Raw genomic sequence first — 23,785 nt, forward strand, 5'->3', positions numbered from 1 at the left:
CGTGGACGCGGCCATGGTGGCAGCAGGCAGCCGAGGAGAAGGCAGCCGGACTGGCTTCATGTGGACCGGAGCCGTGGGCAACTTCGCCGATGTCTGCGACAAGGGCAAGGCGTTCGCTGAGGCATAGCCAGCATCCCGGCGCCTCGCTCGAGGTGCTTGCTGCGATGCGATTCCGCAGAGCCCTTTGACTCGATAGGGCCGGTCGCAGCCGTGTATGCAGCATGTCGCGGTGTGCGTCCTCGGCGAAAGGCCGCCCGACTGCATCCAGCGGCCGACGGCGCCAAGCCCGCGGCGGGTGATGTCTCTGCTGGTGACCAATGCGCAACTCCTCGTCCCTGCCTGGGACCAGGGGCGGCGGCTGCCTCGGGAGTCATGTAGAGATCGACCTGGCCCGCGGTGTGGGCCAGGTCGATGGTTGTGGTGCGGCCTTGCGGCGGTGGTCGTCGGAACTTGGGGCTGCGGGTCAGCTGGTGGCTCGGGCAGCTTCGCGGATCAAGGCGGCCACGACGTCGGGGTGGGACGTCATCGCCACGTGGGAGGAGTCGATCTCGCGGGTGTGGGCGTTCATGCGCTGGGCCATGAAGCGCTGCGCGTCGGGCGGGATCGCTTGGTCTTGGCGGGCGACGAGGTACCAGGACGGGATCCGCTTCCAGGCAGGGGTGCCGGAGGGCTCCTGCAGGGTGGAGAGGGCTCCGGGGCGTTGGCCGGCGGCCATCGCGGCGGCCGTCTCCGGCGCGAGGTCGGCGCAGAAGATCGCCCGGAAGACGGCTGGGTTGATGTAGGCGTCGATGCCGGTCGTGGTGGTGTTGATCGGGTAGGGGCGCGTGATCAGGTTCTCGGGGGTGAGCTGGCTGCCCGGGAACTTGGCGGTGAGGGCGCCGGCGGTCTCACCCTTCTCCGGGCCGAAGGCGGCGATGTAGACGAGCGCTTGCACGTTGCGGTTGCCGGTGGCGGCGTTGGTGATGACCTCACCGCCGTAGGAGTGCCCCGCCAGCACGATCGGCCCGGGGATGGTGGCCAGGATGCTGGCGAGGTAGGCGGAGTCGGAGGTGACGCCGCGGAGCGGGTTGGCCGGGGCGATGACGTTGTAGCCGCGCTTCTGGAGCTTGTTGGTGACGTCGGCGAAACCGGAGGCGTCGGCGAACGCGCCGTGGACCAGGACGACGGTGGGCTTGGCGCGGTGGCGGGAACCGCTGGCGCTGCTCGAGGTGGGCGCGAGGGTCAGGCCGAGGGTGAGCGCGAGAGCGATGAGGGCGACGAAGGCTGCGGTGAGCCGGCCCCGCGGGGCGGCGAGCGCGCGAATGCGAGTCATGGTGGTTTCCTGTTCCGGAGGGAGGTCAGCGGACGAAGCGGGCGATGAAGTCGAGCGAGGTCTGGGCGACCTCCTGCCAGCCGTGGTCGATGGTGAGGGAGTGGCCGCGGCCGGCCATCTCGACGATCTCGGTGACGCCGGGGTTCTGGCGCTGCTTCTCGAAGCTGGCCTCGGTGATCGCCCACGGGGCCTGATGGTCGAGCTCCCCGCCGACGAGCAGCAGCGGCCCGCGTTCGGGGTTGCGGTGGTCGACCTTGGTCTCCGAGCGCGGGTTGATGTTGGCGAAGGCCGCCTGGAAGATCGGGATCCCGGAACCGGCGACGTGATACTGCTCGTAGACCTCCCGGGCCTCGTCCTCGGGCAGCGCATTCGCGAACCCGTAGCGGAACTGCTCGAAGGTCAGCGCGACCGACCGGTGGCGGTTGGCGGGGTTCGACAGCACGGCGGAGGCCGACTTGAGCGCAGGCGCCGGGAGCGGGAGGACGCCCCGGAACGGGGCGGGGTCGATGGCGACGGTGGCGGCGGCGAGGCCACGCCCGGCGAGGATCTGCACGAGGAGCCCACCGAAGGAATGGCCGATGATGGCGGGCTTCTTGTCCAACTTCTCGATGATGACCTGCTGGTAGGCGGCGACGTCGCCGACGCTGTTGCCGGCGAAGACCTCGGGGTTCTCGCGCGCCTCCTCGACGGTTGGCGGGTCGTTCGGCCAGCCGGGTGTCACGGCGACGTAGCCGGCGTCCTCGAAGAAGCGGGCCCAGCGGTCCCAGCTGGAGTCGAGCAGCCACAAGCCGTGGACGAACACGACGGGCGTCTTGCCCGAGGCGTTGGCGCGGTCGATCTCCTCGATCTCCGACGACGTCGGGCCGATCGACGGTGCAGGTACGGTCATGTGAAGCCTCCTCGAGATGGTGGGCCGGCGGCGCGTGCGGTGCCCGCCGGTTCTGGTCCGAGACGCTAGATCTGCCTCCGCCGGTGAACCGTCCCTGCGCTGCAGAGCTCTGTGCTGGCTCTGCACCACACGGCCGGTAGCGGGAGGTGTCGCCCCCTGCTGACCGGTTCTTGGTCGTCTGTGCGAAGGCCGGCGCAGGTCTGTCGGTGCGGTTGGTGCGGTGGAACGCTGACGCCATGACGACGAAGATCACCGTGGTGTTCGACAACCCGCTGCAGCCGGAGGAGTTCGAGACCGGCTACCACGCGGGGCACCTGGCCTTGGCCGAAGCCCTGCCCGGCGCGCTCCGGGTGGAGGCGGCGAAGGTGTGGCCGAAGGAGGACGGGTCGCCGACGCCCGCCTACCGTCTCGTCGACGTGTACTTCGCCGACTACGACGCAGCCTGCGACGCCGTCCAGACACCGCAGGCTGCCGTCTGGTTCGCTGACCTGCAACGGCTCGCCAGCGGCGGCGCCCGGGTGGTCTTCGCCGACGTCGAACGGGGGAACGAGCGCGACCAGCGCTGAGAGGGTCAGCCGGCCACGTGCAGCCGTCGCCACTCCCGCGGCGAGACGCCGAACTCTGCGCGGAACGCACGGCTGAAGTGGGTGGGGTCGACGAACCCCCATCGCGCCGCGACCGCCGCCACCGTGAGCAGCCGGCTGGCCGGATGGGTCAGCTCCAGCCGGCAGGCCTCCAGACGCTGCGTGCGGATCCAGCCGGCGAGGCTGATCTCCGCCGCAGCCATCGCCGCGTACAGGTGCCGCACCGACACGTGCTGCGCCGCGGCGATCCGGGCCGGAGTCAGGTTCGGCTCGGTCAGGTGGAGCCGGGCGTACTCCAGGGCCCGGTCGACCAGGGTGGTCGACAGGGTCTCCCGCACCAGCCGCGCCGACCCGGACCGGGTGGCGATCAACGCCCTCACCAGCTCGACCGACGGCACGCTGACCGCGGCACGCGCTTCGGGAACGATGTCCGGCTGGAGGGCCAGCCGGGCGAAGTAGGCGGACGCCACATCCACCAGGGGGTGCGAGGCGCTGAGAGTGGTGGCGGTCGCGGCGTCGACGGCCCGAGCCGGCAGAGCCAGGGCTGAGCGGGGGATCCGGAAGTAGTGCTGGTCAATCCCGCCGTCGTTCAGCAGTGTGTAGGGCCGCGTCGTGTCGTAGAACGCGAGGTCGCCGGGTCGCAGGACCGCCTCTCGGCCATCTTGGACGACCATGCTGGTCCCCGTCACCTGGAGCCCGAGGAACAGCGACGGCTCCATCTCGTCGCGTGCCAGCCTCGGCGTCCGGCGGATCGTGTGAGCGTTCGCCTGCACCGAGCACTGCGTGATGGCGCCCCACTGCCGCAATCGGCAGCGAGCGGCGACCGTCGGTGGCGGCGGCTGCTCGATCTCCACCCGGACGACCAGCTCCCAGATGGCGTGCCGGATCGCCTCCACCCGGTCCTCCGGGGGCAGCACCGCGGAGTCGATGAGCAGCGTCTCCCCCCGCTGTGACGGCACTGCTGCCACCTTTCCGACCTGGCTCACTGGTCCAGGATGGGGTGTCGGGGTGCTCGGCGACCATGCCTGCTCTGCACAGGACTGTCCCTTGCGCGCACGGTTCCGCCCCCCGACGATAGGTCTGGGCTCACCGCGGGAGGACTTGTGCTGGTTCTCGACACCGACCTCCTGCCGTCACGCGAGCGTGCGGCCGCCTTCCAGGACGCCATCAGCGGTCATGCCTCGACCAGCCTGGTCGAGTTCGAGGACCAGCCCGGCTTCCGGGCGCAGGTGCACTTCTTTCCTCTCGGCGCAGGCAGGGTCTTCAACGTCGAGGCCACCGGCAACACGTTGCGGCGCACGCCGCGGATCGCGCGCCGAGACGAGCAGGACGCGATCGCCCTGGCCCTGCCGCTCGCCGGCGCCAACCGCTTCCGTTGGGGTCGCGAGGAGCGGGTGCTCCATGCGGACGACCTGCTGCTGGTCGACCTCGAGGCGCCGTACGAGTACGGCTGGTCCGGACTGGGGACGTCCTACGCCTTCCAGGTCGACCGTGACCGCCTCGGGCTGCCCATGGACACCATCACCCGTGCGGCCCCCAGACTCCCGTCCAGCCCGCTGTACACGCTCGTCCGCGACCACATCCGCAACCTCACACTGCACGCGCACCGCCTCCCAGCCGGCGACACCGCGGCCCGGGTCGGCGACATCACCATCGATCTGATGCACGCCCTGATCCAGACCGCGGGCCTGGACGATCCAGCCGGACCGCCGGTCGGCCCTACCGTCCTCGTGCAACAGGTCAAGAGCTACGTGCGCCGTCACCTGGCCGATCAGGACCTGACTCCGCATCAGATCGCCAGGGCTCACCACATCTCCGTCCGCCAGCTCTACAAGCTGTGCCAGCAGGACGGCCTCGGTCTCGAGGACTGGATCATCCGACAACGACTCGGAGGGGCGAGAGCGGACCTCGCCACCCATGAAGATCCGCCACGCACCATCACCGCCGTTGCCCACGCCTGGGGCTTCACGAACCCCAGCCACTTCACAAAACGATTCCGCGCGACCTACGGGGTCACCCCGAGCGAGTGGCGAACCATGAGCCAGCGCTGATCGCCAGACAGGCATCCAGCGGAGAGGAGAGGCGGACGCTGGGGAGCCGCGCCTTACTGGTTGGCTACTCATCGGGCCGGTGCGGACCAGCCATCGCATCGGCGCGTCCGCGCGAGGACGTAGCCGACGCTGGCCGATGTTCGGTTCCGTCACCGCCGGCAGGGAGGACGCTGGTACGCGGACTCAGCCCGAGCTGCTTCGACCAGGTTCGGCCAGGTTCGGCCAGTCGAGTCCTGAGGTCTCCACCGGGCCCCGCCAACCCGGAGGGGCAAGCCGCACCTGACCCCAGCGAGCATGTCGGCGAGTCGATCAAACTATGATGACGAGCAGCCTCGGGAGGGACGCTAGAGAGAGTTTCAGGTGCGATCCGTCCGAGTCCCGCTCCGCCCTCCTCGATGGTTGACCTATCTGGTGGTCGGGGGAGCGGCTGTCGCCGCGTATGTCTCCCTGCCGCCCGGTCTCGGCCGCGACGGGCTGTTTCTCGTCGTCGGGCTCGCGCAGGCCGCCGCACTGGTGGCGGGCGTGCGGTTGCACCGCCCGGTGTCGCCGACTCCCTGGCTGCTGATGGCCGCGGGTCAGATGCTGTGGGTACTGGCCAGTGTGGTCGGCGCCGCCACGGGCGAGACCGCCGCGATCGACGGCTCCCCTGGGCTGGTCGACGTGTGCTACCTGCTCGGTTACCTGGTGCTGGGCATCGGTCTGTTCCAGCTGGCCCGGATCAGGCGGCCGCCGCGCGACCTCGGCGGCTTCCTGGACAGCGCGATCATCACGGTGGGATTCTCCCTGCTCTGCTGGGAGATCGTGGCGGCACCCAGCTTGGCCGCCTACGACGGAAGCGGCGCCGGGACCGCTCTCGTGGTGGCCGTGGCCTATCCCCTGGCCGACGTCATGCTGCTCGGTGTGCTCGTCGCCCTGCTGACCATCCCCGGCCGACGGCTGCCGGCGCTGCGCCTGCTGACGACGGCTCTGGTCCTGCTGATCGCCGCCGACCTAGGCACCGCGGCACTGAGGGGTGTCTCGTCGGCTGGGCCGACGGCCATGAACCCGCTCTGGCTCGGCTCCTATGTGGTGTGGGGGGCGACGGCGTTGCACCCGTCGATGCGCGAGCTGTCCGTGCCGACGACGGCAGAGCCACGGTTGGGCCCAGCCCTGATGACCGCGCTCACCCTTGCCGTGCTGGTGCCGCCCGGCGTGCTGGCCGTCCAACAACTCGCCGGCCGGCGGCTGGACGTCTGGCCTGTCCTGGGCTGCGCGGTCCTGCTGATCAGTTTGATGATCTTCCGGCTCTGGCTTGCCATCGCTCAGATGACCACGGCGATCCGAGCTCGGGGGCGGGCCCAGGCCGATCTCGCACGGCAGGCGTCGCTCGATCCGTTGACCATGTTGCCCAACCGCACCCAGGCGATGCGCCTGCTGGCCGGCGCTCTGGCGCAGGCGAAGCGCAGCGGCACCCGCGTGGGTCTGCTGTTCGTCGATCTCGACGGGTTCAAAGCGGTCAATGACCGGTTCGGCCACGGAGCGGGCGACGAGGTGCTGCAGGTCGTCAGCCGTCGAATGGCCGCCGTGGTCAGGAATGGCGACGTGGTGGCCCGGCTGGGCGGTGACGAGTTCATCGTGCTGCTGGAGCGGATCACGGTGAGCGAGGAGGCTCGGGCCGTTGCCCAGCGGGTCGTCCAGGCGCTCGCGGAGACGATCCTCCTGGACGACGGGCTGCGTGCGGCTCAGGTGGGGGCCAGCGTAGGGATCGCGCTCAGCCAGGACGCCGACGTCGAGCCGGACGTGCTGCTCAACGAGGCCGACATCGCGGCCTACCGGGCCAAAGCCGGGGGCCGCGGTCGGGCGGAGGTCTTCGATCAGGGGCTGCGCGAGGAGCTTCGGCAGCGTGCGGTGGTCGAGTCGGGACTGGCGGCGGCGTTGTCAGCTGACGAGCTGGAGCTCCACTACCAGCCGATCGTCTGCGTGGACACCGGTGAGGTCGAGGGGTACGAGGCTTTGCTGCGGTGGCGGCGAGACGACGCCCTGATCCCCCCTGACTCCTTCATCCCGATCGCGGAGGAGTCGGAACTCATCTGCGAGGTCGACGCCTGGGTGCTGCAGCGCGCGGCCCAGCAGCTGGCGCTCTGGACGCGCGACTGGCATCGTCCGGACCTGGTCATGGCGGTCAACGTCTCGGGCCGCCATGCCGCGCGAGCCCGGGTCATCGCCGACGTGGCCGACGCGGCGCAGGCGGCGGGGATCGATCCGGCCCGGCTGGTGCTCGAGGTCACCGAGACCGCGATGGTCGACGACCCGGCGGCCGTTGTCCACCTGAGCGAGCTCCGATCGCGTGGCTTCGCGATCAGCCTCGACGACTTCGGCACCGGCTACAGCTCGCTGGCCCGACTCGAGCAGCTGCCGCTGGACATCTTGAAGGTCGACCGGAAGTTTCTCGACCCCGACGTGCCGTCAGCGGCCAAGCTGCTGCCCCTCATCGTGCACGCAGGACACGCCTTCGGTCTGACCGTGGTGGCCGAGGGAGTTGAGCACGAGCACCAGTTGGCGACACTTCGCATCCTCGGCTGCGAGTCCGCCCAGGGCTACCACCTTGGGCGACCGGTACGAGCGACCGACGTCAGGCCGGCCACGGCCGGACGACAGCCGACCTCGCCGTCCGGATTGCCGCAGGCGCAGGCTGCCGCTCCTGCAACCCGTCCGTGACTGGGTGAGCGGGAGGCTGGTGCTCGCCAGCGGCTCACTGAGTCGGATGCGCCCCCTGACCGGGCGAAGAGGTGGTCGTCCTCCGCCGCGCGGCCATGCGGGCCTGATGGATTCCCCCGGATGCTGCAGTGCGAGTACGACATGATCGACATCGGCGTGGCCTCGCCCTTGTCTCGCTGACGGCTCGGCACAGCGGGGCAGTCACCGGCGGGTCCCTGAGGTGAACCGGCGCCGTACGGGGGCTGCGATGGACGCTGTGCCTACACCTCATGATCCTTGGGCACCATGGGCCGACGTGCCCGAACGGTCGGGGTTGGATGTATCAGCCGGCACGGCTCCCCCCTTGCACCATGGCTGCCTGGGTTGGCTGGCTCCCTGACCGCCCGAGACCGGCTCGTCCCTTCTGGGGGTTGTGCTCGTCCATCCGCAGGTCGGAACTTGCCTGGGTCAATCTCGTCCGATCGTGGCCTGATGGCGGCGTCGATCGGCTGTGCCCGCTGGCGTGCACCCTCCAGTGCAGTTCGCCTGGAGGGGACGCACCCCAGCTTGGTGGCCGCGAGAGGCTTTCAACCGGTCGGGAGCCGAGCGCGACAGAGGCCTCGGCAGAGAGGAGAGGCTCACGACCAGGTCGACAGGGGGCCCGGTAGACGCCGCCGACGTCCGTCGTGCCCTGCTGCGGGTCGTGGCGAAGACTGGACTGGACGCTCCGGCGTGGACACCTCGAGAGTTGCGGCACAGCTTCGTCTCGCTGCTGCCCAGCCCGGGCATGAGCATCGAGGACATCTCGCATCTCGCGGGGCATGCCAGCAGGCCGGTGACCGAAGTCGTCCACGACAGGGAGCTGCGGCCTGTGCCGACGCGAGGCGGATCGATGCCCGCTCCCCGAGCGACGCGTCGGGAGGTAGGTCAGCAGTAGCACCGGAGCTGATCGAGGGTGTGGTGGACCCAACCCCTGGACCCGCCCCTGGCCAGGGGTGTTGCTGGTGGGCGATACTGGGATCGAACCAGTGACCTCTTCCGTGTCAGGGAAGCGCGCTACCGCTGCGCCAATCGCCCGTGCGAGGTGGAGACGGGATTTGAACCCGTGTACACGGATTTGCAGTCCGTTGCCTCGCCTCTCGGCCACTCCACCGTGGGGAACTTTCCCCCCAGGGGACTGGCGAGATTTGCTCCGAGCGGACGACGGGATTCGAACCCGCGACCCTCACCTTGGCAAGGTGATGCGCTACCACTGCGCCACGTCCGCACGCTCCGAGGCTTCGTTCCCTGGTCCCCGGCGCGAGATGAAACATTAGCCGAGGCAGGTCCCGGAGTCCAAACCGGGAAGCCTCGGCGGGTCGCACTAGGGTGACGTCATGCCTCTCGTCACCGCCGACCCAGCCCTCCGGACGACGCCGCTGCGGGTGTGGGCGAACGGCCGGCTGCACGAGGACCCGGAGCAGGCGACGGTCGCCGTCACCGACCACGGCCTGGTCGTGGGGGACGGGGTCTTCGAGGCGCTGAAGGTGACCGCCGCGGGCCCCTTCGCCCTGCGCCGCCACCTCGAACGGCTCGACCGCTCGGCCGCGGCCCTCGGCCTGCCGCCCGCCGACCACGCCGTCATCCGGGGCGCGGTCGGGGAGCTCCTGGTGGGGCAGGAGGTCGAGCTGGGCAAGATCCGGATCACCTACACCGCCGGCCGCGGCCCCCTGGGGTCCGGGCCCGCCTACGGCCCGCAGACCCTCGTCGTGGCCCTCGACGGGGCGGAGGCCCCGACCCCCTCCACGGCGGTCGTCACCAGCCCGTGGGCACGCAACGAGCACGGAGCCCTGACCGGGGTGAAGTCGACGTCCTACGCCGAGAACGTCCGGGTGCTGGCCCACGCCGCCGCGCACGGGGCCAGCGAGGCGCTGATGCTCAACACGGCCGGGCACCTCTGCGAGGGCACCGGGTCGAACGTCTTCGTCGTCCTCGGCGGCCGGGTGGTCACGCCGCCGCTGGCCGCCGGCGCGCTCGCCGGCATCACCCGCGACCTCGTCCTGGAGTGGACCGAGGTGGAGGAGCGCGACCTCACCCTGGACGAGGCGCTGGCCGCCGACGAGGTGTTCCTCACCTCCTCGCTGCGCGACGTGCAGCCGGTGCACCGCTGGGACGCCGCCACCTTCGGCGCCCACCCGGTGACCGACGCCGTCGCCCGCGTCTTCGCCGAGCGGTCGCAGGCTGATCTGGAGCCGTGACGAGAGCCGATTCGGCAGCCAGGCCTCGTGTGGGCTAAGGTTGCCGACGCCTCGGAAGGGGCACGAGGGGCGATTGGCGCAGTGGTAGCGCGCTTCGTTCACACCGAAGAGGTCACTGGTTCGAACCCAGTATCGCCCACCCTCACATCCCTGGTCAGGGCCGTGCTGCTGGAAGAACCCTGGTCAGTTCGTGCTCGACCTGCACCGCGCAGCCGAACGCGTCGCCCGCCTCCACGTCCCCGCCGAGCCCACCCTGGTCCAGCGTGAGCAGGTCGGGGGCCCGCTCCGCGGGGGGCCAGGTCGCGGATCACCGAGACGATGCCGGCGTCGGGGGCGGCCCGGAACCCCTCCCCGGGGGAGCCGACCACCAGTGGTGGCAAGACTGCCGGTGACAGGCAGTCCCGCGACGGTCGGGATCAGGATCCCGGGCCGACGTCGGTTCGCGCGCACCCTCCTTCGAGTCCGTCGGTGCTCCGCTACGCCCCAACCTGCGGTTGCGCGGCGCTGGCCGGGTGCGCGGTCGTGACGTCCGGCCGGCAGCAGCACCACGCTGGCCGGAGCCGTGCTCCCAGCGTCCCTGCCAGGCGTACGTCTCGCGACCGCGAGGCAGCGGGCGCGAGACGGACCCCCGGTCGACGAGCCACCAACGTGCTGCCGCTGGCGGGTCAGGCCCGGGGGTGGACGAGGAGACTGATCAGGCCGTCCTCGTGGGCGGGTTCGACCTCGACCGTCCACCGGGCGTTGCTCATCTCGACGCGGCTGCTGCTCGGGTCCGCGACCACGTCCCACCCGGCCTGCCGGGCCGCTTCTCCGTAGTGCTGCAGGACGACGGGAACGGGGTCGCTGGCGCTGAAGAGGGCCGCGCAGCCGGTGGGAAACGCCAGCATGTAGGTGAAGGGGTCGCCGTCATCGACCAGGTAGCCCAGTCCCAGCTCGGCCACGGCCGCCTTCGCGTCAGGGGAGCAGGCCCGCGCGGTGAGCAGAGCGTCAACCTGCTGCAGCCCGAGGCTGAGCAGGAGCGACAACACCGGCACCAGGAGGACGAGGAGGCGGCGTCGGGCAGCCAGGGCGATGGCCGTGACGAGGAGGGCGGCACCCTGGACGACGTTCGCGGTGTAGAGGACCCCTCCCCAGCCCAGACCCATGACCCAGAAGTAGAGGGCCTGGCACGCCTGGACGCAGGCGGCCGCCCAGAGCAGGACCATCGATCCGGTTCTGGTCCCGGGGCTCAGGTCCCTGGTGCTCACCCGGTGATGGTCCCGCGACCCCAGCGGGTCCGGCCGGGTCGCGAGGTCACAGTGGGAGCACCGATCGGGGTCCGGTTCGTGGCCACCGCTGCGCCCCGCGAGGACCTGGCGACGACCCTCGAGGCGGCTGGCCCGGTGCGCGGTCGAGCAGTGCCGTCCGGTGCGGACGGGGTCTTCTTCGTGCGCGAGCGCCTCGAGAGTCGGCCCAACCGGATGCCGATGAAGTCGATGAGCGCGACCACGTCGTCTGGCGACGTCCGCCCTCGCCGAGCCACCACGGGGAGTGCATCGCCGGGAGCTGACCACCTGTGAGCGGGTTGCCCGAGAACCAGCTGACCGTCGACGGAACGGTCTCGGGGGCCGGGGCTGAGGTCCAGCGTCACGGTGACGCGCGACGCCGCCGCGCGGTCGGAGGCTGCGCTGCTGAGCACGTGGACCTCCCAGGAGCCGGACTGGAGACCGGTCGACCGACCAGGCCGGCCGAGCCCGCTGTCTTGCTGGGGAGCCCCCGACCCTGCCGCGAATCCGTAGTCTGTCCCGGACGCGAAGACAGAGGGATGGCGGCCGGGGGGCCGCACCAGGAAGGATGGGATGGACGACGAGCAGGGTGCGGCCGGGAACGAGCTGGCGCAGACGCTGGGTGCGTTGGCGCGGTCGCTGCAGGCCGAGTCCGACACGGCCGTGATGCTCGACGATCTGGTTGCTGCTGCGGTGACCCAGATCCCGGGGGCGGACGAGGCGTCGATCAGCGTGGTCGAGGCGCGTCGTCAGATCGTCTCCGAGCACCGGTCGAGTGAGCTGGCGGCGCGGATCGACGCCTTGCAGGTCGAGGTGGGGGAGGGTCCCTGCCTGGACGCGGTCTACCGGGAACGGATCGTCTGGGCGCCCGACCTCGCCCGGGAGACGCGGTGGCCGGCGTTCGCCCGCCGAGCCGCTGAGACCGGGGTGGGCAGCATGATGTCCCTCCAGCTGTGGGTGGAGGGCGACACTCTCGGCACGTTGAACCTGTACAGCCGCCGACCGCACGCGTTCGACGCGGAGTCGGAGCAGATCGGGCTGCTGTTCGTCAGCCATGCCGCGGTCGCCATGGCCGGGGCCCGGAAGCACGACCAGCTGGTCGAGAGCGTGAATTCGCGCGACCTGATCGGGCAGGCCAAGGGCATGCTCATGGAGCGGTACGCTATCGACGCCGTCAAGGCGTTCGCCCTGCTGATCAGGGCCAGTCAGAACACCAACACCAAGCTCCGCGACGTCGCCACCGAGCTGACCCTCAGAGGTCAGCCGGCCTCCACATCCGACGTCGCCTCGAAGGCGTCCTGACCCACCGCGGGCGGGGCCAGGCGTCGTGGCCCCGCCTCCACGGCCCGCCCTTCCCTGCGTGAATCTCGTGCGGGTTCCCGCGGACCTCGCGATACTGCTGCTCGGGCCGCCCGCCCTGGGCGCACGGGCCCGGTGAGGAGGTCGGACGTGAGCTGGCTCCCGGAGGACTGGGCGCACCCGCTGCGGGTGCCGCTCACCGCGACCTCCCACCTGCGGCCGATCCGTGCGGCCGACGTCGACCTGGACATGCTCGCGGTGATGGGGTCGCGCGAGCGGCTCTGGTCCCTCTACGGCGAGGCCTGGGGCTGGCCGCCGGCCACCATGACCCGGGCGCAGGACGAGGAGGACCTGCAGCGGCACGCCGACGAGATGGTCACGCACGACTCCTTCAACTACGCCGTGCTGGACGATGCGGAGACGGTCCTGATCGGCTGCGTCTACATCGACCCGACCACCCCCGACGACGAGGCTGACGCCGAGATCTCCTGGTGGGTGCGTGACGAGTACGTCGGCCGCGAGGTGGAGGCAGCGCTGGACGCCTTCGTGCCGCGCTGGATCGAGACCGACTGGCCCCTGCGCCGGCCACGGTTCGGGCCGCCCTCCGGTTCGAGGGGCTGACCGGTGCCGTCGCCGTCGTCCCCGGTCGCCCTGCCGGGCGAGCTGGGGCAGAGGTACGCGGTGCGGTCGGCCACGACGGCTGACAGCGACGCCCTGCACGCGTTGTTCGTCGCCCACCGCACGGCCGTCCTCGGCTTCTGCCGGGTGTCCCGGGCCGAGGTGCGGTCCTGGTTGGAGCCGCCGCCCGCGGACGGTCGGGCCGTCGACCTCCTGGTCGTCTCGCGGGAGACCGGGGTGCCGGTGCAGTGGTGGAACGGGTTCCACGAAGGTGGCGCCGTCCGCTACTCCTGCCTGATCGTCACCGACCCGCGGCTGCCGACCCCGGACGCGGACCGGCTCTGGTCGGAGGGATGGGCCCGGCTGCGGACCTGGATCGACGAGGCCGGTGAGGAGCCGGCCGAGGGGCGGCACGCGCACTCCGCCTGCCTCCTCGGCGACGACCACGACCGGCGACGGCTGGCCGAGGCGGGTTTCGTCCACGAGCGCACCTTCTGGGAGATGACCGGCCCGACCTCTGGCGGTGCCTCGCCGCCGGAGGTCCCGGGGCTGGTCGTCGACGGAGGTGCAGCCCCGGAGGCCGTGCACGCTGTGCTCGAGGAGAGCTTCCGTGGTCACTGGGGCTTCCACAGCCTGCCGTTGACCGCGTGGCTGGCGACGGAGCAAGCGGCTGCCGGGTTCGACCAGTCGCTCTGGTTCCTGGCGTCACTGGAGGGCCACCCGGCCGCGGCGATGATCCTCTGCCGCTACGACGACGAGCTCTACGTCCAGGAGGTCGGCACGCTCGCACCGTACCGGCGACGGGGGATCGCCTCAACCCTGCTGGCGCAGGCCTTCGCCGTGGCTAGGCAGCTCGGCTACGAGCGCGTGATGCTGCACGTCGACAGCGAGAACGTCGACGGTGCCCCGCGGCTCTACGGGGCGGCCGGCCTGCAGGTCCGGCACGCGACGCTGCAGCACACGCTGCGGCTCTGAGCAGCGGCATCTCGCTCGGGGGTCGAGGCACAGATCGGCGCCCTGGCCTCCGGAGTCCCTCCGGCCTGGTGGTGCGTCGTCGTCGGGAGCCGACGCTCGCAGAGGACGCCCGCAGCAACTGAGCAGGGGGTCACCGGTGACCGACGTCGGTGACGGAGGGATCGTCGCCTCGCCGCTACGCTCCGGACGACCGCTCGTGAGCCTTTCCACGCGAGGCCCGCGGGGGTCTGCCCAGCCGCAGCTCTCGTCGGTACCTCCACACCAGGACCACGGCCGTGACCGGGTTCACGCCACCGGCGATCGCCCGGAACATCTCCTCGGTCTGCTGCGCGGGCGTCACCCGCCAGCCAGCCCGGGTGACCTCCGTGCTGGCGTTCCACATGCGGTGCGCGGTCCGCGGTGGCACCACCAGCGTCTCGTGCGGCTCGAGAACTCGAGGTGGCCGTCCCGCGAGCTCGACGGTCAAGGCGCCCTCGAGCACCTCGAACTCCTCGCGCTGCGTCGGGTGCCAGTGGGTTCGGGGCGGACGTCCACCCGGCAACCATGTCGACTCCAGCTCCAACGCGCCCGGGCTGGACGGCAGGACTCGCAGGGTCTGGTGTGCGCTCAGGCTCAGTTCCTCCACCACGGGGCCATCCTCCTCGTCGCCTCGACCAGCCGGCGACCGTCGCCCCCCCGCCCGCGGGTGGGCGGCTCGTCGAACCCTGCGACGGGAGCCACGACGTCTCGTCCGACCGACCCTCGGGACGTCATCGCGACCGGCTCCACGTCTCGACGGGCCGCGTCCGGGCGGACCCGACGGCACGCCGCTACGATCCTGGGGTGACCGCGCGCGTGGGAACCTCCGTGCAGAGCATCCGCTTCGCGCGGTCGGCCGACGGCGTCGCGATCGCTTACGCCGTCCACGGGAACGGCCCACCGCTGCTCATCGACAAGTGCTGGCTGAGCCACCTGCAGTTCGACTGGCAGAGTCCCCTCTGGCGGCACTACCTCGTCGAGCTGGGCCGGATCGCGACGGTGATCCGCTACGACGAGCGGGGCTACGGGATGTCGGACCGGGACGTGGCCGATCACAGCCTGCAGGCGAGAGTCGCGGACCTGCAGGCCGTCGCCGACGACGCGGGACTCGAGCGCTTCGCCCTGCTCGCCATGGCGCAGGGTGGGCCGGTGGCGATCGAGTACGCCGCCCGGCATCCCGGACGTCTCACCCGGCTGATCCTCTACGGCACTTTCGCGGGCGACCAGCTCACCGCAGCGCCGGAGGACCTCGAGCTCTACGAGACCGTGGGAGCGATCATCCGGGTCGGTTGGTCCCGGCCGACGGCGGAGTTCCGCCGGGTCTTCACCAGCCTGATGATCCCCGACGGGACCGAGGAGCAGATGCGTTCGATCGACGATCTGCAGCGTCTGGCTGTGGACGCGGAGACGGCGATGCAGGCCCGGTCCCACCGCGTGGTGACCGACTCCAGCGCCAGGCTGAGTCAGCTCGAGCTGCCGACCCTGGTGCTGCACAGTCGCGATGACCGGGCGCAGCCCTACCAACGCGGCCGGGACCTGGCGGCCCGGATCACCGGCGCTCGCCTCGTGACCCTGGAGAGCAAGAACCACATCGTGCTCGCCGACGAACCGGCCTGGCCGGTCTTCCTGCGCGAGGTCAGCGAGTTCCTGGCTCCGGACAGGGTGACGGCTCCCCGGGCGGCTGACGACGTCATCGCGACGCTGTCGCCGCGCGAGCTGGAGATCCTCCGCCTGGCCGCCGAGGGCCGGGACAACGTCGCGATCGCCGCGGAGCTGGTGCTGTCCGTCCGCACGGTCGAGCGGCACCTGCAGAACGCGTACGCGAAGCTCGGTCTCCAGGGCCGCAACGCGCGCACAGCCGCCGTGGCGCGGCTGCTGGCGCACACCTGAGACGTGCGGGACGGGTGGCCGTCGGACGCGGGCGGCGAGAGCCACCGCACGGCCGCGGAGGTGCACACGGTTCGCTCGACCGGCTCCGGTCAGCCCGACGAATGCTCCCAGCGCCAGACCTCACCGACCTCCGGGTCGTGGTGGGTGGCCGTCCGGACGAATCCCGCCTTCGTCAGCACCCTCGTCGACGGGTTGGTCCCGGCGAGGGTGTGCGCGATGACGACCGGGACGCCCTCGCGCGCGGCCTGGGCGAGGAAGTACTGCACCGCGGCGGTGGCGATGCCCCGGCCCTGACGGGACGGCGACACGGCGTACCCGATCTCCACCGCATCGCCGGCCGGCGGACCCACGAACCCGCCCAGGCCCACCAGCGCGCCGTCCTCGTCGAAGAACAGGTGCGTTCCCCAGGGGTCCTCGGAGCGTTGCCGGGCGGCGGCCACGGCCGCCGGCAGCGCCTCAGGAAAGCCTGCCCAACCAGGCTCGACGGCGATCCCGAAGCGCTCCGAGAAGGCGGCGTCGCTCTCCGCGAGCGCGACGAGCCAGTCGAGCCGAGCGGGTGCCACCTGGACCACGACGACGGGTGTCGCAGCGCTCCGAGCCGACCGGGTCGGGCGACCAGGCGTCGCCGTGACCGCCGCGGGCCGTCGGGCGCTGAGGCCGCGGTGAGCTGACGGGTCGGCACTCATCGGGCTGGGGTGGCCTGCTCGGCCGTGACCGTGGTGCGAGGAGAGCCGGGCCAGAGGGCTCGACAGGCGCGCAGGAAGGTCGCGAGCCGGCTCCGACTGTCGGGCGCCCGGTCCTGCCGCTCCGACAGGGCCTGCAGCATCAGGTACCGCTCGTAGGCGGCCCGGCTGAGGTCCCGGTCTTCGATGACACTCCGCACGAAGGGGTGGTACGACATGATGTCCTCTCTCGTCGGCCGACGGCGTCGAGGCCGAGGTGGGTCGGGCGATGGTGGGTCGGGGGCCGGCCCCGGGCAGGGGCCGGCGGAGGGTCAGACCCGTCGGGCCGTGACGAGCAGGTACTCCCACTGCATGGCGCGGTCGGTCAGGAACCGGTCACCCAGGGCCGCCAGATCCGCGTCCAGGGCGGCGACCTTCGCCGGGTCGTCCGCGATGGAGCGGTACACCGCGATGGTGGGCCCGTAGTTCGTCTTCATGAACTCGCGGAAGTCCACGCCGTCGGTGAAACGGTCGACGTGCAGGGTCTGCTGGTGCGCCACCAGGTCCGTGACCCGGTCACCGAACAGGCGGCGGACGTGGTCGGCCCGTCCCCACAACGGGGCCGGCGACGCACCGGGGGGAGGCGGTGGCGCGTACGGCTTCAGGGTGGCGAACACCTGGCCGATGAAGCCCTCGGGCGTCCAGTTGAGGACGGCGATGGTGCCTCCCGGCCGGCACACCCGGATCAGCTCGTCGGCGGCCCGCTGGTGGTGGGGGGCGAACATCACGCCGATGGCGGACAGGACGACGTCGAACGCACCGTCGGGGTAGGGCAGTGCCTCGGCGTCGGCCGTCCGCCAGGTGATGGTCAGGCCCTCCCTGGTGGCGTCGGCCCGGCCGACGTCCAGCAGCTCGGGGGTGAGGTCGGTGGCCGTCACGTCGGCTCCGCGCCGGGCGGCCGGCAGGGCGGAGGTCCCGGTGCCGGCGGCGACGTCGAGGACGTGCTGACCGGGCCGGATGTCGACGGAGTCGACCAGGACGCCGCCGAGCGCCGCGACCACGTCGTCGACCACGGTCGGATAGCTCCCGCTGGCCCACATGGCCGCATGCTTCGCCTTGAGCGCCCGGTCCTCAGCGGTGCCGGTGATGGTGGTGTCGAGGGTGTCAGTGGACACGGTGTCCTCCATTCGGTTGGTGGTGCTCGCAACCGTAGGGAGAGCCTGCTGGCACCGGCATCGGCGCCGAAACCCATCCTCGGCTCGCTCTCGAGGGCCGGTGGCGGCCGACGCGTAGTCCCCGCGCACCGGCTCAGGCAGGGGAGAGGGGCCAGGCAGCGGCGGCGGGTGCTGTGCGGCTCGAGATCTACGGGGCACCCGAGGCTGCTGAGCAACGGATCACCACCGCTGTCCGGTTCCCGCAGCAGGCTCGGTCGTCGTGCAGGACGCACGTCAGTCGTCGAGACCCGTGCGGGACGGCGCCCGCACCGCTCGAGCACCTCCTGCTCTGACAGGAGCCGTTGACGTCGGCTCCGACGACCCCGAGGCGCGACGCCAGCGGATCTGGGACCCGGCTGGAGGCTCGGCCTCAGTCCGTTCCCAGTCGAGCTCCAGCGGTTCCGACGATCCTGACGCCATGACCCTCACCTACCGGAGCCTCGCCTCCGTCCTGCTGATCACCGCCACCGTCATGTCGGCCGCCTTCCAGCTCTACCGTGCCAGCCTGGGCACCGCCGAGGAGGTCGACCGCTTCGGCCCCGACGCCGCAGTGGCCTACGGCTGCTTCATCGTGGTCGCCGTGGTCGTCCGGGGCGACCGGACGTGGGCCTGGACGGCCACCGCGCTGCTGCTGGTCGCCGTCCTGGTCTACGGCGTCACCGTCTACTACCCGACCGTGCACGCCGCGCGCCCGATGGGTCTCCTCGACTGGGTGGAAGGGACCCTCTACACCGGCCTGCTGCTGGCTGCGCTGGGCTGCGCGCTCTTGAGGCTCACCGGGACGACGGTCGCTCCGTCGCGGTCAGGCGTCACCTCGGCCCGAGGGTCGGCCCTGGACGCGGCGGGCGAGGCAGCGTCCCAGCCTGCCTCGACGCGCCCGGTGTGAGGTGGTGGACGCTCTGAGGCGTGCCTCCGGAGCGCCCTGCAACCGCTGCCGGACGCCAGGCCGTTCGCGTCCGAAGGTGTGACCTCGACTCCCGCACCTTGGCGTTGCTCATCGCCGCGCAGCCCGTGGGAACGTGCGCCGTGGCCGACCGATGTGCGGGACGCACGCAGCCCAAGGCTCCTGTCGCGCTGACGGAGCGCCGGCGGCCTCCGCTGAGCGGGAGGTCTCGGCGTGGGAGCCTTCTCGACCGCTGTCGCTGGACCTCACGGTGGCATCATCTGCGGAGGCGAGGCGACGACGCCACGCGCGAGATCTGTCGGGTTGGCGTCGACCCATCGCCACACCGTTCGAGAAGGGTCGGTGGCGGATGAGTGCGATCGGGCGGCTCCATCATCTGGTGTTCGACACCCCGGATCCGCTGCGTGACGCCCGTTTCTGGTCAGCGGTCCTGGATCAGCCCGTGACCTACGCTTCCGCGGACTGGGTGGTGGTCGCTCCTCGGGAGGATCACTCAGGTTTGGCCTTCCAGCTGGCGCTCGACCACCACCCGCCGGTGTGGGGTGACCCGTCTCGTCCGCAGCAGGCCCATCACGACGTGATGGTCGACGACCTCGCCGAGGCCGAGAGACGGGTCGAGGCCTTGGGCGGACGGCGACTGGAGTCGGGCGCTGGCTCGGTCTGGGCCGACCCGGCCGGACACCCGTTCTGTCTGATACCGCGTCCTGCCTGGGCGCCGCCTGTCTCAGGACATCCCCGTCGGCGGTGACAGTTGATCGACCCACCACGCGCGCGGCCACGAAGGTCCGGGAACAGTGCTCGCGGCGAGGGGCTCGGTCGAGAACGCGTGGCACCGACGACCGCCGAGGCAGCGAGCCTTGGCCATCCGACCAGTCGCGCCGACGCAGAGCACCTGCTCGTCGACAACCCAGACCGTGGTCGTGGCCCTAAGCATCGATGCGCGTGCTGCGTCGAAGGCGAGCACGGCAGCGATCTTCTCGGCGATGGACGGTCCCATGGCCTCTGCTCAACCACCCTCGTGAAGGACGGCCGTGCGGCAGCGCAGTGCACCATCCAGAAGTCGCCTGTCACCGGCAGGGCGAGGAAGATCAGGTGAGGCCGATCGACAGGATGGCCGAAGCGGAGCGCTGACCTTCACGAGCTCGTGCTGGCGGAGACCTGCACCACGTCGCCTCGCCGACAATCGGATTCCCATCAGTTCTCCGGCACCAGGCTGGAGCGGTAGGCGGCGAAGACCTCGGCGACGGTCCGGTCCTGGCGCCGCTCGGGATCGTGCAGGACAGCGATCAGCTCGCGGATGCGCGGCGTCATGATGATGAGGTAGCGAGTCGGGTGCGCAGCGGCGTTCCAGTAGGTGTGAGCCACCCCCGCCCTGGCCATGACAGCTCCACCTGTCGACACCAGGGATTCGACGCCATCCAAGGAAAACCCGAGAGTTCCCTCCACGACGTACCAGGCCTCGTCGTCGTCATGGTGGACGTGCAACGGGGCCACGAGTTCCCGCTCGCCCGAGCTCGACGGCTCCGCGGTCCACTCCGCGACCACGAAATCAGAGCCGACGTCCAGTTCATGCGATGCGAGCGTTTGACGCACCATGGTGCTCACGTCAGCACCGTACCGGGCCACGGCAGCTCGAGCAGTCGAGCTGCGTGTCGGCTCGGATCTCGACCGGTGCACCCGAGCAGCTTCAGCAGCGAGGCCGGCTCCGAGGGTCGGTCCGTGAGCGGGCCGCGCCCCACCCGGAGGCGAAGGCGGCCAACGCCAGCAGAGCTCGTCTCCAACCGTGACCCCGATCCCACTGCTCTCTGACCGCACGCCAGTCATCGGGGGGTGCGTCGAGTGGGCTCCACGCCCGCAGACGCGTGTTCATCGGCTCGTTGACGACGAGCGTGACGGCAACGGCTGCTGCGACGCAGCCTGCTGCGAGCGCGCGACCGGTCGCCAGAGGGATCTCGTGCTGGCCGAACGCGACCAGCGATGCCCCAGCAGCCGTCGCCGTGGCCGAGAGGAGAAGCGGGGGCGCGGCACGTGACATGACCCGGTCCAACCGTTGTTGACCGGCGAGCCAGCCGGACCAGTCGGCGGCGCTGCGCATGCGAGCGAACGGGTCGACGGCGACGATCCCGACGACGGCAGCGAGAGTCGTGACATGAGCGGTCTCGACCACAGCCACCCACCTGCTCATGCCATCAGGGTGGACCTCGCCCGAACGCGGCACAAGCGTCGCGCCGTCGCCACGGTCCGGACGGATGCGATGGTGCGACACCTGCTGCCGTGCCGGTTCCGTACGCCGACCCCGCTGCGGGACGGCTGGCTGTGCCTGGTGGGAGGAGGCTGACGGGCCGGTCGGGTCAACGCGTCCTCGGCTCGGCGAACGGGTCGGTGATCTCGCGCAGCTTCTCCAGGGCGCTGCGGAGCTCGCGCGTCCTGGCTGCCCCCAGGTGGGTCTGCCAGGCGCTCTCGATCTGGCGGACCACGGGCAGGCTCAGCTCCACCAGCTCCCGACCGCGGTCGGTCAGGAGCACCAGCCGGGCGCGGGCGTCGGTCGGGTCGGGGGTGCGGCTGACGTAACCCGCTCGTTCGAGCTGGTCGACGACGGAGCCGACGGTCTGCTTGCTGACTTGTGCGGCTTGGGCCAGCTCGCCGAGCCGAGAGCCGTCAGGTCCGATGCGCTGGAACACGCGGGCCTGGCTCAGCGGGAGGTCGTGACCGTGCGCCTTGAGATGGGCGAGCACGGCGGACTCCATCGACCGGTACGGGATGAACAGCAGGAGCCCGAGGTTCAGGGGCTCCGCAACCTCGGCTGGATCGTCGATCACCACCCCATGGTGACAGAAGTCCGAACCTCGGACTAAGATCGGTCCATCTCGAGGGGAAGGACAGGCTGGTGGACGACGACTACTGGGGGGCTGTTCGGACGTTGCGGCTGGGGCTCGCCGACATGCTGGACACACTGAGCCCCGGCGAATGGGATGCTGCCTCGCTGTGCGGAGGCTGGCGGGTCCGAGACGTCGCCGGTCACCTGGCGCTCGTGCCCTCGATCACCACCTGGCAGATGGTCGCGGCTGCACCGCGGGCGAGGTTCAACCCGAACCGCATCAACACGCTCCTCGCGGTGCGCGCCGGCTCCGTTGCCACCTCGGAGATCGTCCAGCAGCTGCGTGCTCACGCCGGGGACCGCACGACGGCGAAGGCCCTGGACACCCGCAACTCGCTCTTCGACGCGATCGTGCACAGCCAGGACATCGCGATCCCGCTGGGTCGGAGCTTCCCGATCCCGGTCGACTTCACCCGCCAGGGGCTCGGCCGGGTCTGGTCCATGGGCTGGCCCTTCAACGCCTCTCGCCGCCTTGCCGGGCGAACTCTGACCGCCACCGACGCTGACTGGTCGGTGGGCTCGGGACCCGAGATCTCGGGCAGCGCCTTGTCGCTCTTGCTCCTGCTCACCGGGCGTACCGCAACAGCCCGCAGAGAACTCGCCGGTGCCGGGCTTGATGGCCTGCACGCTTGACTGGTCTGTCCGCACATCGACGTCACGGACGATGATCTCGGCGCAAGGGGGGAGTGCTCTGGCCTCAGCGTGCCGTCCGAGTTCCGAGTCCCCAGCTGGGAGCCGAGCGACGACGGGTCGTTGTCGACCGTTGTGCGGGACGCACGCAGTGGCCGACCCTCGTGCGGGGCGCCCGCGTGGCCGCCCGTCGGGTGAGACGGTGATGTCCCGCTTCTGCTCAGGGGCGGGCCCCTTCGTGCCGTCGTGGTCGCTCGTCCAGGGTCAGGCCCAGTCGGCCGCGGTGAGGCCGACAGCGTGACCAGGCGGCCATTGGACCAACTCGATCCGGTTGCCGTCGGGGTCGGTGATCCAGCTGGTCAAGAAGTCGTCGGACCCGTTCGGTGATCTGGGTTCGGCGACCTCGATGCCCCTGGCTCGAAGCGCCGCGACGGAGAGGTCCATCGCGTCCACCTGGATGACGAGGTGGCTCAGACCGCTGCCTCGGTGCTGACCTGCCCCGGCCGCCGGGTCATGAACGAGCTCCAGCGCGACGAGTTCGTCGTCCGGCAGCTTGAGCATCGTCAGCTGTCCCGCCGGCGAGTCCGGGACCCGTCCGACGACCTCGTAGCCGACGGCGGCGTAGAACGCGGCCGCGCGGTCCGCATCGGCCACTCGAAGGCCGATGTGCAGAGTCCTCACGAAACCGCTCCCGAGGCCGGACGGGTGCGCCGGATCCGGTAGCGCAGGTGCAGGACCCGGTGCTCGGGGTCGGGGTACCCGGCGTCGAGGACGCGGGTCAGCTCGAGCTCGATCGGCCCGAGCGGCAGGTCGTCGAACAGCCGCCGGCCCTGCCCCAGGAGAACAGGCACGACGTGCAGCTCCAGCTCGTCGAGCTCGCCGGCCCGCAGCAGCGACTGGGCGGCGCCCGCGCCCATCACCAGGACGTCGGCGTCGCCGGCCACGGCCCTCGCCTGGGCTGCGCACTCGTGCACCTCGGTGACGAAGCGGACGCTGCCCGGCGGGGGCTCGACGGGGACGTCGTGCGTGAGGACGAAGACGGGAACGCCGTCGTGGTGGTCGCCCTGCCAGTGGTCGGCGTGCTCGTAGGTGCGGCGGCCCGAGACCACGGCCCGGGTGGCGTCCGCGTCGGCGACCACCTCGCCGTTCGGTCCCGGATCGAAGCGGTGGTCCAACCAGTTGAACAGGCGGAAACCGCCGGCGCCCATGGGCTGGTCGGTGCTGTCCTGCGGCCCGACCACGTAGCCGTCGAGCGAGACAGACATGTCCAGCCGGAGTGCAGAGCCCTGTCCTGGTTCGTCGATGCGCATGCCGGGGTAGACCAGCGGACGCCGGCCAAGTCATCGTCACGCAGCGCGCGCTTTGGTGCGCCAGCCACCCGTACGGGGCCGGCACGGCGGTCACGCCCTGCGCCGTCCTCGAGCGAGATGCTTCACCGGGGAGACCGCTACGTCACCGACCGACCGGCAGGCCTGGCTTGGTCTGACCCCCCGTCCACCGCCCCGACCCTGAGGCGTTGGGTCCGTCGCGCGCTCAGCCGACCTGCGAGCGAGCTCACGACCAGTCGCCCGAGGGCTGACTGACGGCGGGTTCCAGCGCGGCTGACCACGAGCGATCGCGCGACCGGGCATGGCTGAGGGCCGTGCGGAGCAGGCGAACGCGGAGCGAGCCTGGCCCCCAGGG

General features: G+C 71.1%; 25 protein-coding genes and 4 tRNA genes. 13 read left to right on the plus strand and 16 right to left on the minus strand.

What is annotated here, in order from left to right; genetic code table 11:
- Window positions 1–463: 463 nt before the first annotated feature.
- The gene (locus BLT72_RS09540) at window positions 464–1,312 is read right to left on the minus strand and encodes an alpha/beta fold hydrolase (RefSeq protein ID WP_091412402.1); all 849 of its coding nucleotides are present in this window, start codon (window positions 1,310–1,312) and stop codon (window positions 464–466) included.
- Between the two features lie 25 nt (window positions 1,313–1,337).
- Window positions 1,338–2,201: an alpha/beta hydrolase gene (locus BLT72_RS09545; protein ID WP_091412405.1), complete on the minus strand. Its 864-nt coding sequence runs from the start codon at window positions 2,199–2,201 to the stop codon at window positions 1,338–1,340.
- A 236-nt stretch (window positions 2,202–2,437) separates the two neighbouring features.
- On the opposite strand from BLT72_RS09545, the gene BLT72_RS09550 reads away from it, so the two are divergent.
- The gene (locus BLT72_RS09550; protein ID WP_091412407.1) at window positions 2,438–2,767 is read left to right on the plus strand and encodes an EthD family reductase; all 330 of its coding nucleotides are present in this window, start codon (window positions 2,438–2,440) and stop codon (window positions 2,765–2,767) included.
- Window positions 2,768–2,772: 5 nt separating this feature from the next.
- Here the strand turns inward: BLT72_RS09550 and BLT72_RS09555 are convergent, their stop codons facing one another.
- Complete coding sequence (locus BLT72_RS09555; protein ID WP_091412409.1) at window positions 2,773–3,744, minus strand: AraC-like ligand-binding domain-containing protein; 972 nt, start codon at window positions 3,742–3,744, stop codon at window positions 2,773–2,775.
- Window positions 3,745–3,888: 144 nt separating this feature from the next.
- Here BLT72_RS09555 and BLT72_RS09560 point away from each other — a divergent pair, with 144 nt between their 5' ends.
- The 3 genes from BLT72_RS09560 (at window position 3,889) to BLT72_RS23525 (ending at window position 8,449) form a co-directional block, all read left to right on the plus strand.
- A complete protein-coding gene (locus BLT72_RS09560; RefSeq protein WP_172826053.1) occupies window positions 3,889–4,836 on the plus strand; it encodes a helix-turn-helix domain-containing protein in 948 nt (315 codons plus the stop codon).
- Window positions 4,837–5,235: 399 nt separating this feature from the next.
- On the plus strand, window positions 5,236–7,533 hold the full coding sequence (locus tag BLT72_RS09565; protein ID WP_157720386.1) for a putative bifunctional diguanylate cyclase/phosphodiesterase: 2,298 nt from the start codon (window positions 5,236–5,238) through the stop codon (window positions 7,531–7,533).
- Between the two features lie 514 nt (window positions 7,534–8,047).
- A complete protein-coding gene (locus BLT72_RS23525; protein WP_197677249.1) occupies window positions 8,048–8,449 on the plus strand; it encodes a tyrosine-type recombinase/integrase in 402 nt (133 codons plus the stop codon).
- A 65-nt stretch (window positions 8,450–8,514) separates the two neighbouring features.
- Here BLT72_RS23525 and BLT72_RS09575 read toward each other — a convergent pair.
- From BLT72_RS09575 to BLT72_RS09585, 3 genes are all read right to left on the minus strand, one after another.
- Window positions 8,515–8,589, minus strand: a tRNA-Val gene (locus BLT72_RS09575).
- A 5-nt stretch (window positions 8,590–8,594) separates the two neighbouring features.
- Window positions 8,595–8,665, minus strand: a tRNA-Cys gene (locus tag BLT72_RS09580).
- Window positions 8,666–8,707: 42 nt separating this feature from the next.
- A tRNA-Gly gene (locus tag BLT72_RS09585) sits at window positions 8,708–8,779 on the minus strand.
- 109 nt (window positions 8,780–8,888) lie between these two features.
- Between BLT72_RS09585 and BLT72_RS09590 the strand changes: the two genes are divergently transcribed.
- Both BLT72_RS09590 and BLT72_RS09595 read left to right on the plus strand, forming a co-directional pair.
- Complete coding sequence (locus BLT72_RS09590; RefSeq protein WP_197677250.1) at window positions 8,889–9,749, plus strand: aminotransferase class IV; 861 nt, start codon at window positions 8,889–8,891, stop codon at window positions 9,747–9,749.
- Between the two features lie 67 nt (window positions 9,750–9,816).
- Window positions 9,817–9,888, plus strand: a tRNA-Val gene (locus BLT72_RS09595).
- 526 nt (window positions 9,889–10,414) lie between these two features.
- On the opposite strand, the gene BLT72_RS09600 is transcribed toward BLT72_RS09595, so the two are convergent.
- On the minus strand, window positions 10,415–10,996 hold the full coding sequence (locus BLT72_RS09600) for a hypothetical protein (protein ID WP_157720387.1): 582 nt from the start codon (window positions 10,994–10,996) through the stop codon (window positions 10,415–10,417).
- Between the two features lie 591 nt (window positions 10,997–11,587).
- Between BLT72_RS09600 and BLT72_RS09605 the strand changes: the two genes are divergently transcribed.
- From BLT72_RS09605 to BLT72_RS09615, 3 genes are all read left to right on the plus strand, one after another.
- Window positions 11,588–12,316 carry a GAF and ANTAR domain-containing protein gene (locus tag BLT72_RS09605; protein WP_091412421.1) on the plus strand — a complete coding sequence of 243 codons (729 nt, stop codon included), beginning with the start codon at window positions 11,588–11,590 and terminating at the stop codon, window positions 12,314–12,316.
- Window positions 12,317–12,463: 147 nt separating this feature from the next.
- Window positions 12,464–12,934, plus strand: a complete 471-nt coding sequence (locus tag BLT72_RS09610) for a GNAT family N-acetyltransferase (RefSeq protein ID WP_091412423.1) — start codon at window positions 12,464–12,466, stop codon at window positions 12,932–12,934.
- 3 nt (window positions 12,935–12,937) lie between these two features.
- Window positions 12,938–13,906, plus strand: a complete 969-nt coding sequence (locus tag BLT72_RS09615; protein ID WP_091412425.1) for a GNAT family N-acetyltransferase — start codon at window positions 12,938–12,940, stop codon at window positions 13,904–13,906.
- Between the two features lie 175 nt (window positions 13,907–14,081).
- Here BLT72_RS09615 and BLT72_RS22180 read toward each other — a convergent pair whose 3' ends face one another.
- Entirely contained in the window at window positions 14,082–14,534 is a 453-nt protein-coding gene (locus tag BLT72_RS22180; protein ID WP_197677251.1) for a cupin domain-containing protein, read from the minus strand.
- Between the two features lie 194 nt (window positions 14,535–14,728).
- Here BLT72_RS22180 and BLT72_RS23300 point away from each other — a divergent pair, with 194 nt between their 5' ends.
- Entirely contained in the window at window positions 14,729–15,814 is a 1,086-nt protein-coding gene (locus tag BLT72_RS23300; protein WP_280949250.1) for an alpha/beta fold hydrolase, read from the plus strand.
- Between the two features lie 89 nt (window positions 15,815–15,903).
- Here the strand turns inward: BLT72_RS23300 and BLT72_RS09630 are convergent, their stop codons facing one another.
- The 3 genes from BLT72_RS09630 to BLT72_RS09640 all read right to left on the minus strand — a co-directional run bounded on the left by BLT72_RS09630 (window position 15,904) and on the right by BLT72_RS09640 (window position 17,651).
- Entirely contained in the window at window positions 15,904–16,386 is a 483-nt protein-coding gene (locus tag BLT72_RS09630) for a GNAT family N-acetyltransferase (protein WP_197677252.1), read from the minus strand.
- Window positions 16,387–16,496: 110 nt separating this feature from the next.
- Window positions 16,497–16,715 (minus strand): hypothetical protein, encoded by a 219-nt coding sequence (locus tag BLT72_RS09635; protein WP_091412432.1) that lies wholly within the window; start codon window positions 16,713–16,715, stop codon window positions 16,497–16,499.
- 93 nt (window positions 16,716–16,808) lie between these two features.
- Entirely contained in the window at window positions 16,809–17,651 is an 843-nt protein-coding gene (locus BLT72_RS09640; protein ID WP_231930471.1) for a class I SAM-dependent methyltransferase, read from the minus strand.
- A gap of 457 nt (window positions 17,652–18,108) precedes the next feature.
- On the opposite strand from BLT72_RS09640, the gene BLT72_RS09645 reads away from it, so the two are divergent.
- Entirely contained in the window at window positions 18,109–18,576 is a 468-nt protein-coding gene (locus BLT72_RS09645) for a hypothetical protein (RefSeq protein ID WP_091412436.1), read from the plus strand.
- Window positions 18,577–18,973: 397 nt separating this feature from the next.
- A complete protein-coding gene (locus tag BLT72_RS09650; protein WP_197677253.1) occupies window positions 18,974–19,342 on the plus strand; it encodes a VOC family protein in 369 nt (122 codons plus the stop codon).
- 446 nt (window positions 19,343–19,788) lie between these two features.
- Here BLT72_RS09650 and BLT72_RS09655 read toward each other — a convergent pair whose 3' ends face one another.
- From BLT72_RS09655 to BLT72_RS09665, 3 genes are all read right to left on the minus strand, one after another.
- Entirely contained in the window at window positions 19,789–20,190 is a 402-nt protein-coding gene (locus BLT72_RS09655; protein ID WP_231930606.1) for a cupin domain-containing protein, read from the minus strand.
- Between the two features lie 91 nt (window positions 20,191–20,281).
- Window positions 20,282–20,779 carry an anthrone oxygenase family protein gene (locus BLT72_RS23530; RefSeq protein WP_157720390.1) on the minus strand — a complete coding sequence of 166 codons (498 nt, stop codon included), beginning with the start codon at window positions 20,777–20,779 and terminating at the stop codon, window positions 20,282–20,284.
- A 166-nt stretch (window positions 20,780–20,945) separates the two neighbouring features.
- Window positions 20,946–21,413 (minus strand): MarR family winged helix-turn-helix transcriptional regulator, encoded by a 468-nt coding sequence (locus BLT72_RS09665; RefSeq protein ID WP_231930473.1) that lies wholly within the window; start codon window positions 21,411–21,413, stop codon window positions 20,946–20,948.
- A gap of 68 nt (window positions 21,414–21,481) precedes the next feature.
- Here BLT72_RS09665 and BLT72_RS09670 point away from each other — a divergent pair, with 68 nt between their 5' ends.
- Window positions 21,482–22,105 (plus strand): maleylpyruvate isomerase family mycothiol-dependent enzyme, encoded by a 624-nt coding sequence (locus BLT72_RS09670; RefSeq protein WP_197677254.1) that lies wholly within the window; start codon window positions 21,482–21,484, stop codon window positions 22,103–22,105.
- A 261-nt stretch (window positions 22,106–22,366) separates the two neighbouring features.
- On the opposite strand, the gene BLT72_RS09675 is transcribed toward BLT72_RS09670, so the two are convergent.
- Both BLT72_RS09675 and BLT72_RS09680 read right to left on the minus strand, forming a co-directional pair.
- On the minus strand, window positions 22,367–22,783 hold the full coding sequence (locus BLT72_RS09675; protein WP_091412444.1) for a VOC family protein: 417 nt from the start codon (window positions 22,781–22,783) through the stop codon (window positions 22,367–22,369).
- Complete coding sequence (locus BLT72_RS09680; RefSeq protein WP_231930474.1) at window positions 22,780–23,367, minus strand: dihydrofolate reductase family protein; 588 nt, start codon at window positions 23,365–23,367, stop codon at window positions 22,780–22,782. Before BLT72_RS09680 ends, BLT72_RS09675 begins: the two co-directional genes overlap by 4 nt.
- Between the last annotated feature and the right edge of the window lie 418 nt (window positions 23,368–23,785).

This window comes from Friedmanniella luteola (genome assembly GCF_900105065.1).
In the GTDB taxonomy this organism is placed as follows: Bacteria; Actinomycetota; Actinomycetes; order Propionibacteriales; family Propionibacteriaceae; genus Microlunatus; species Microlunatus luteolus.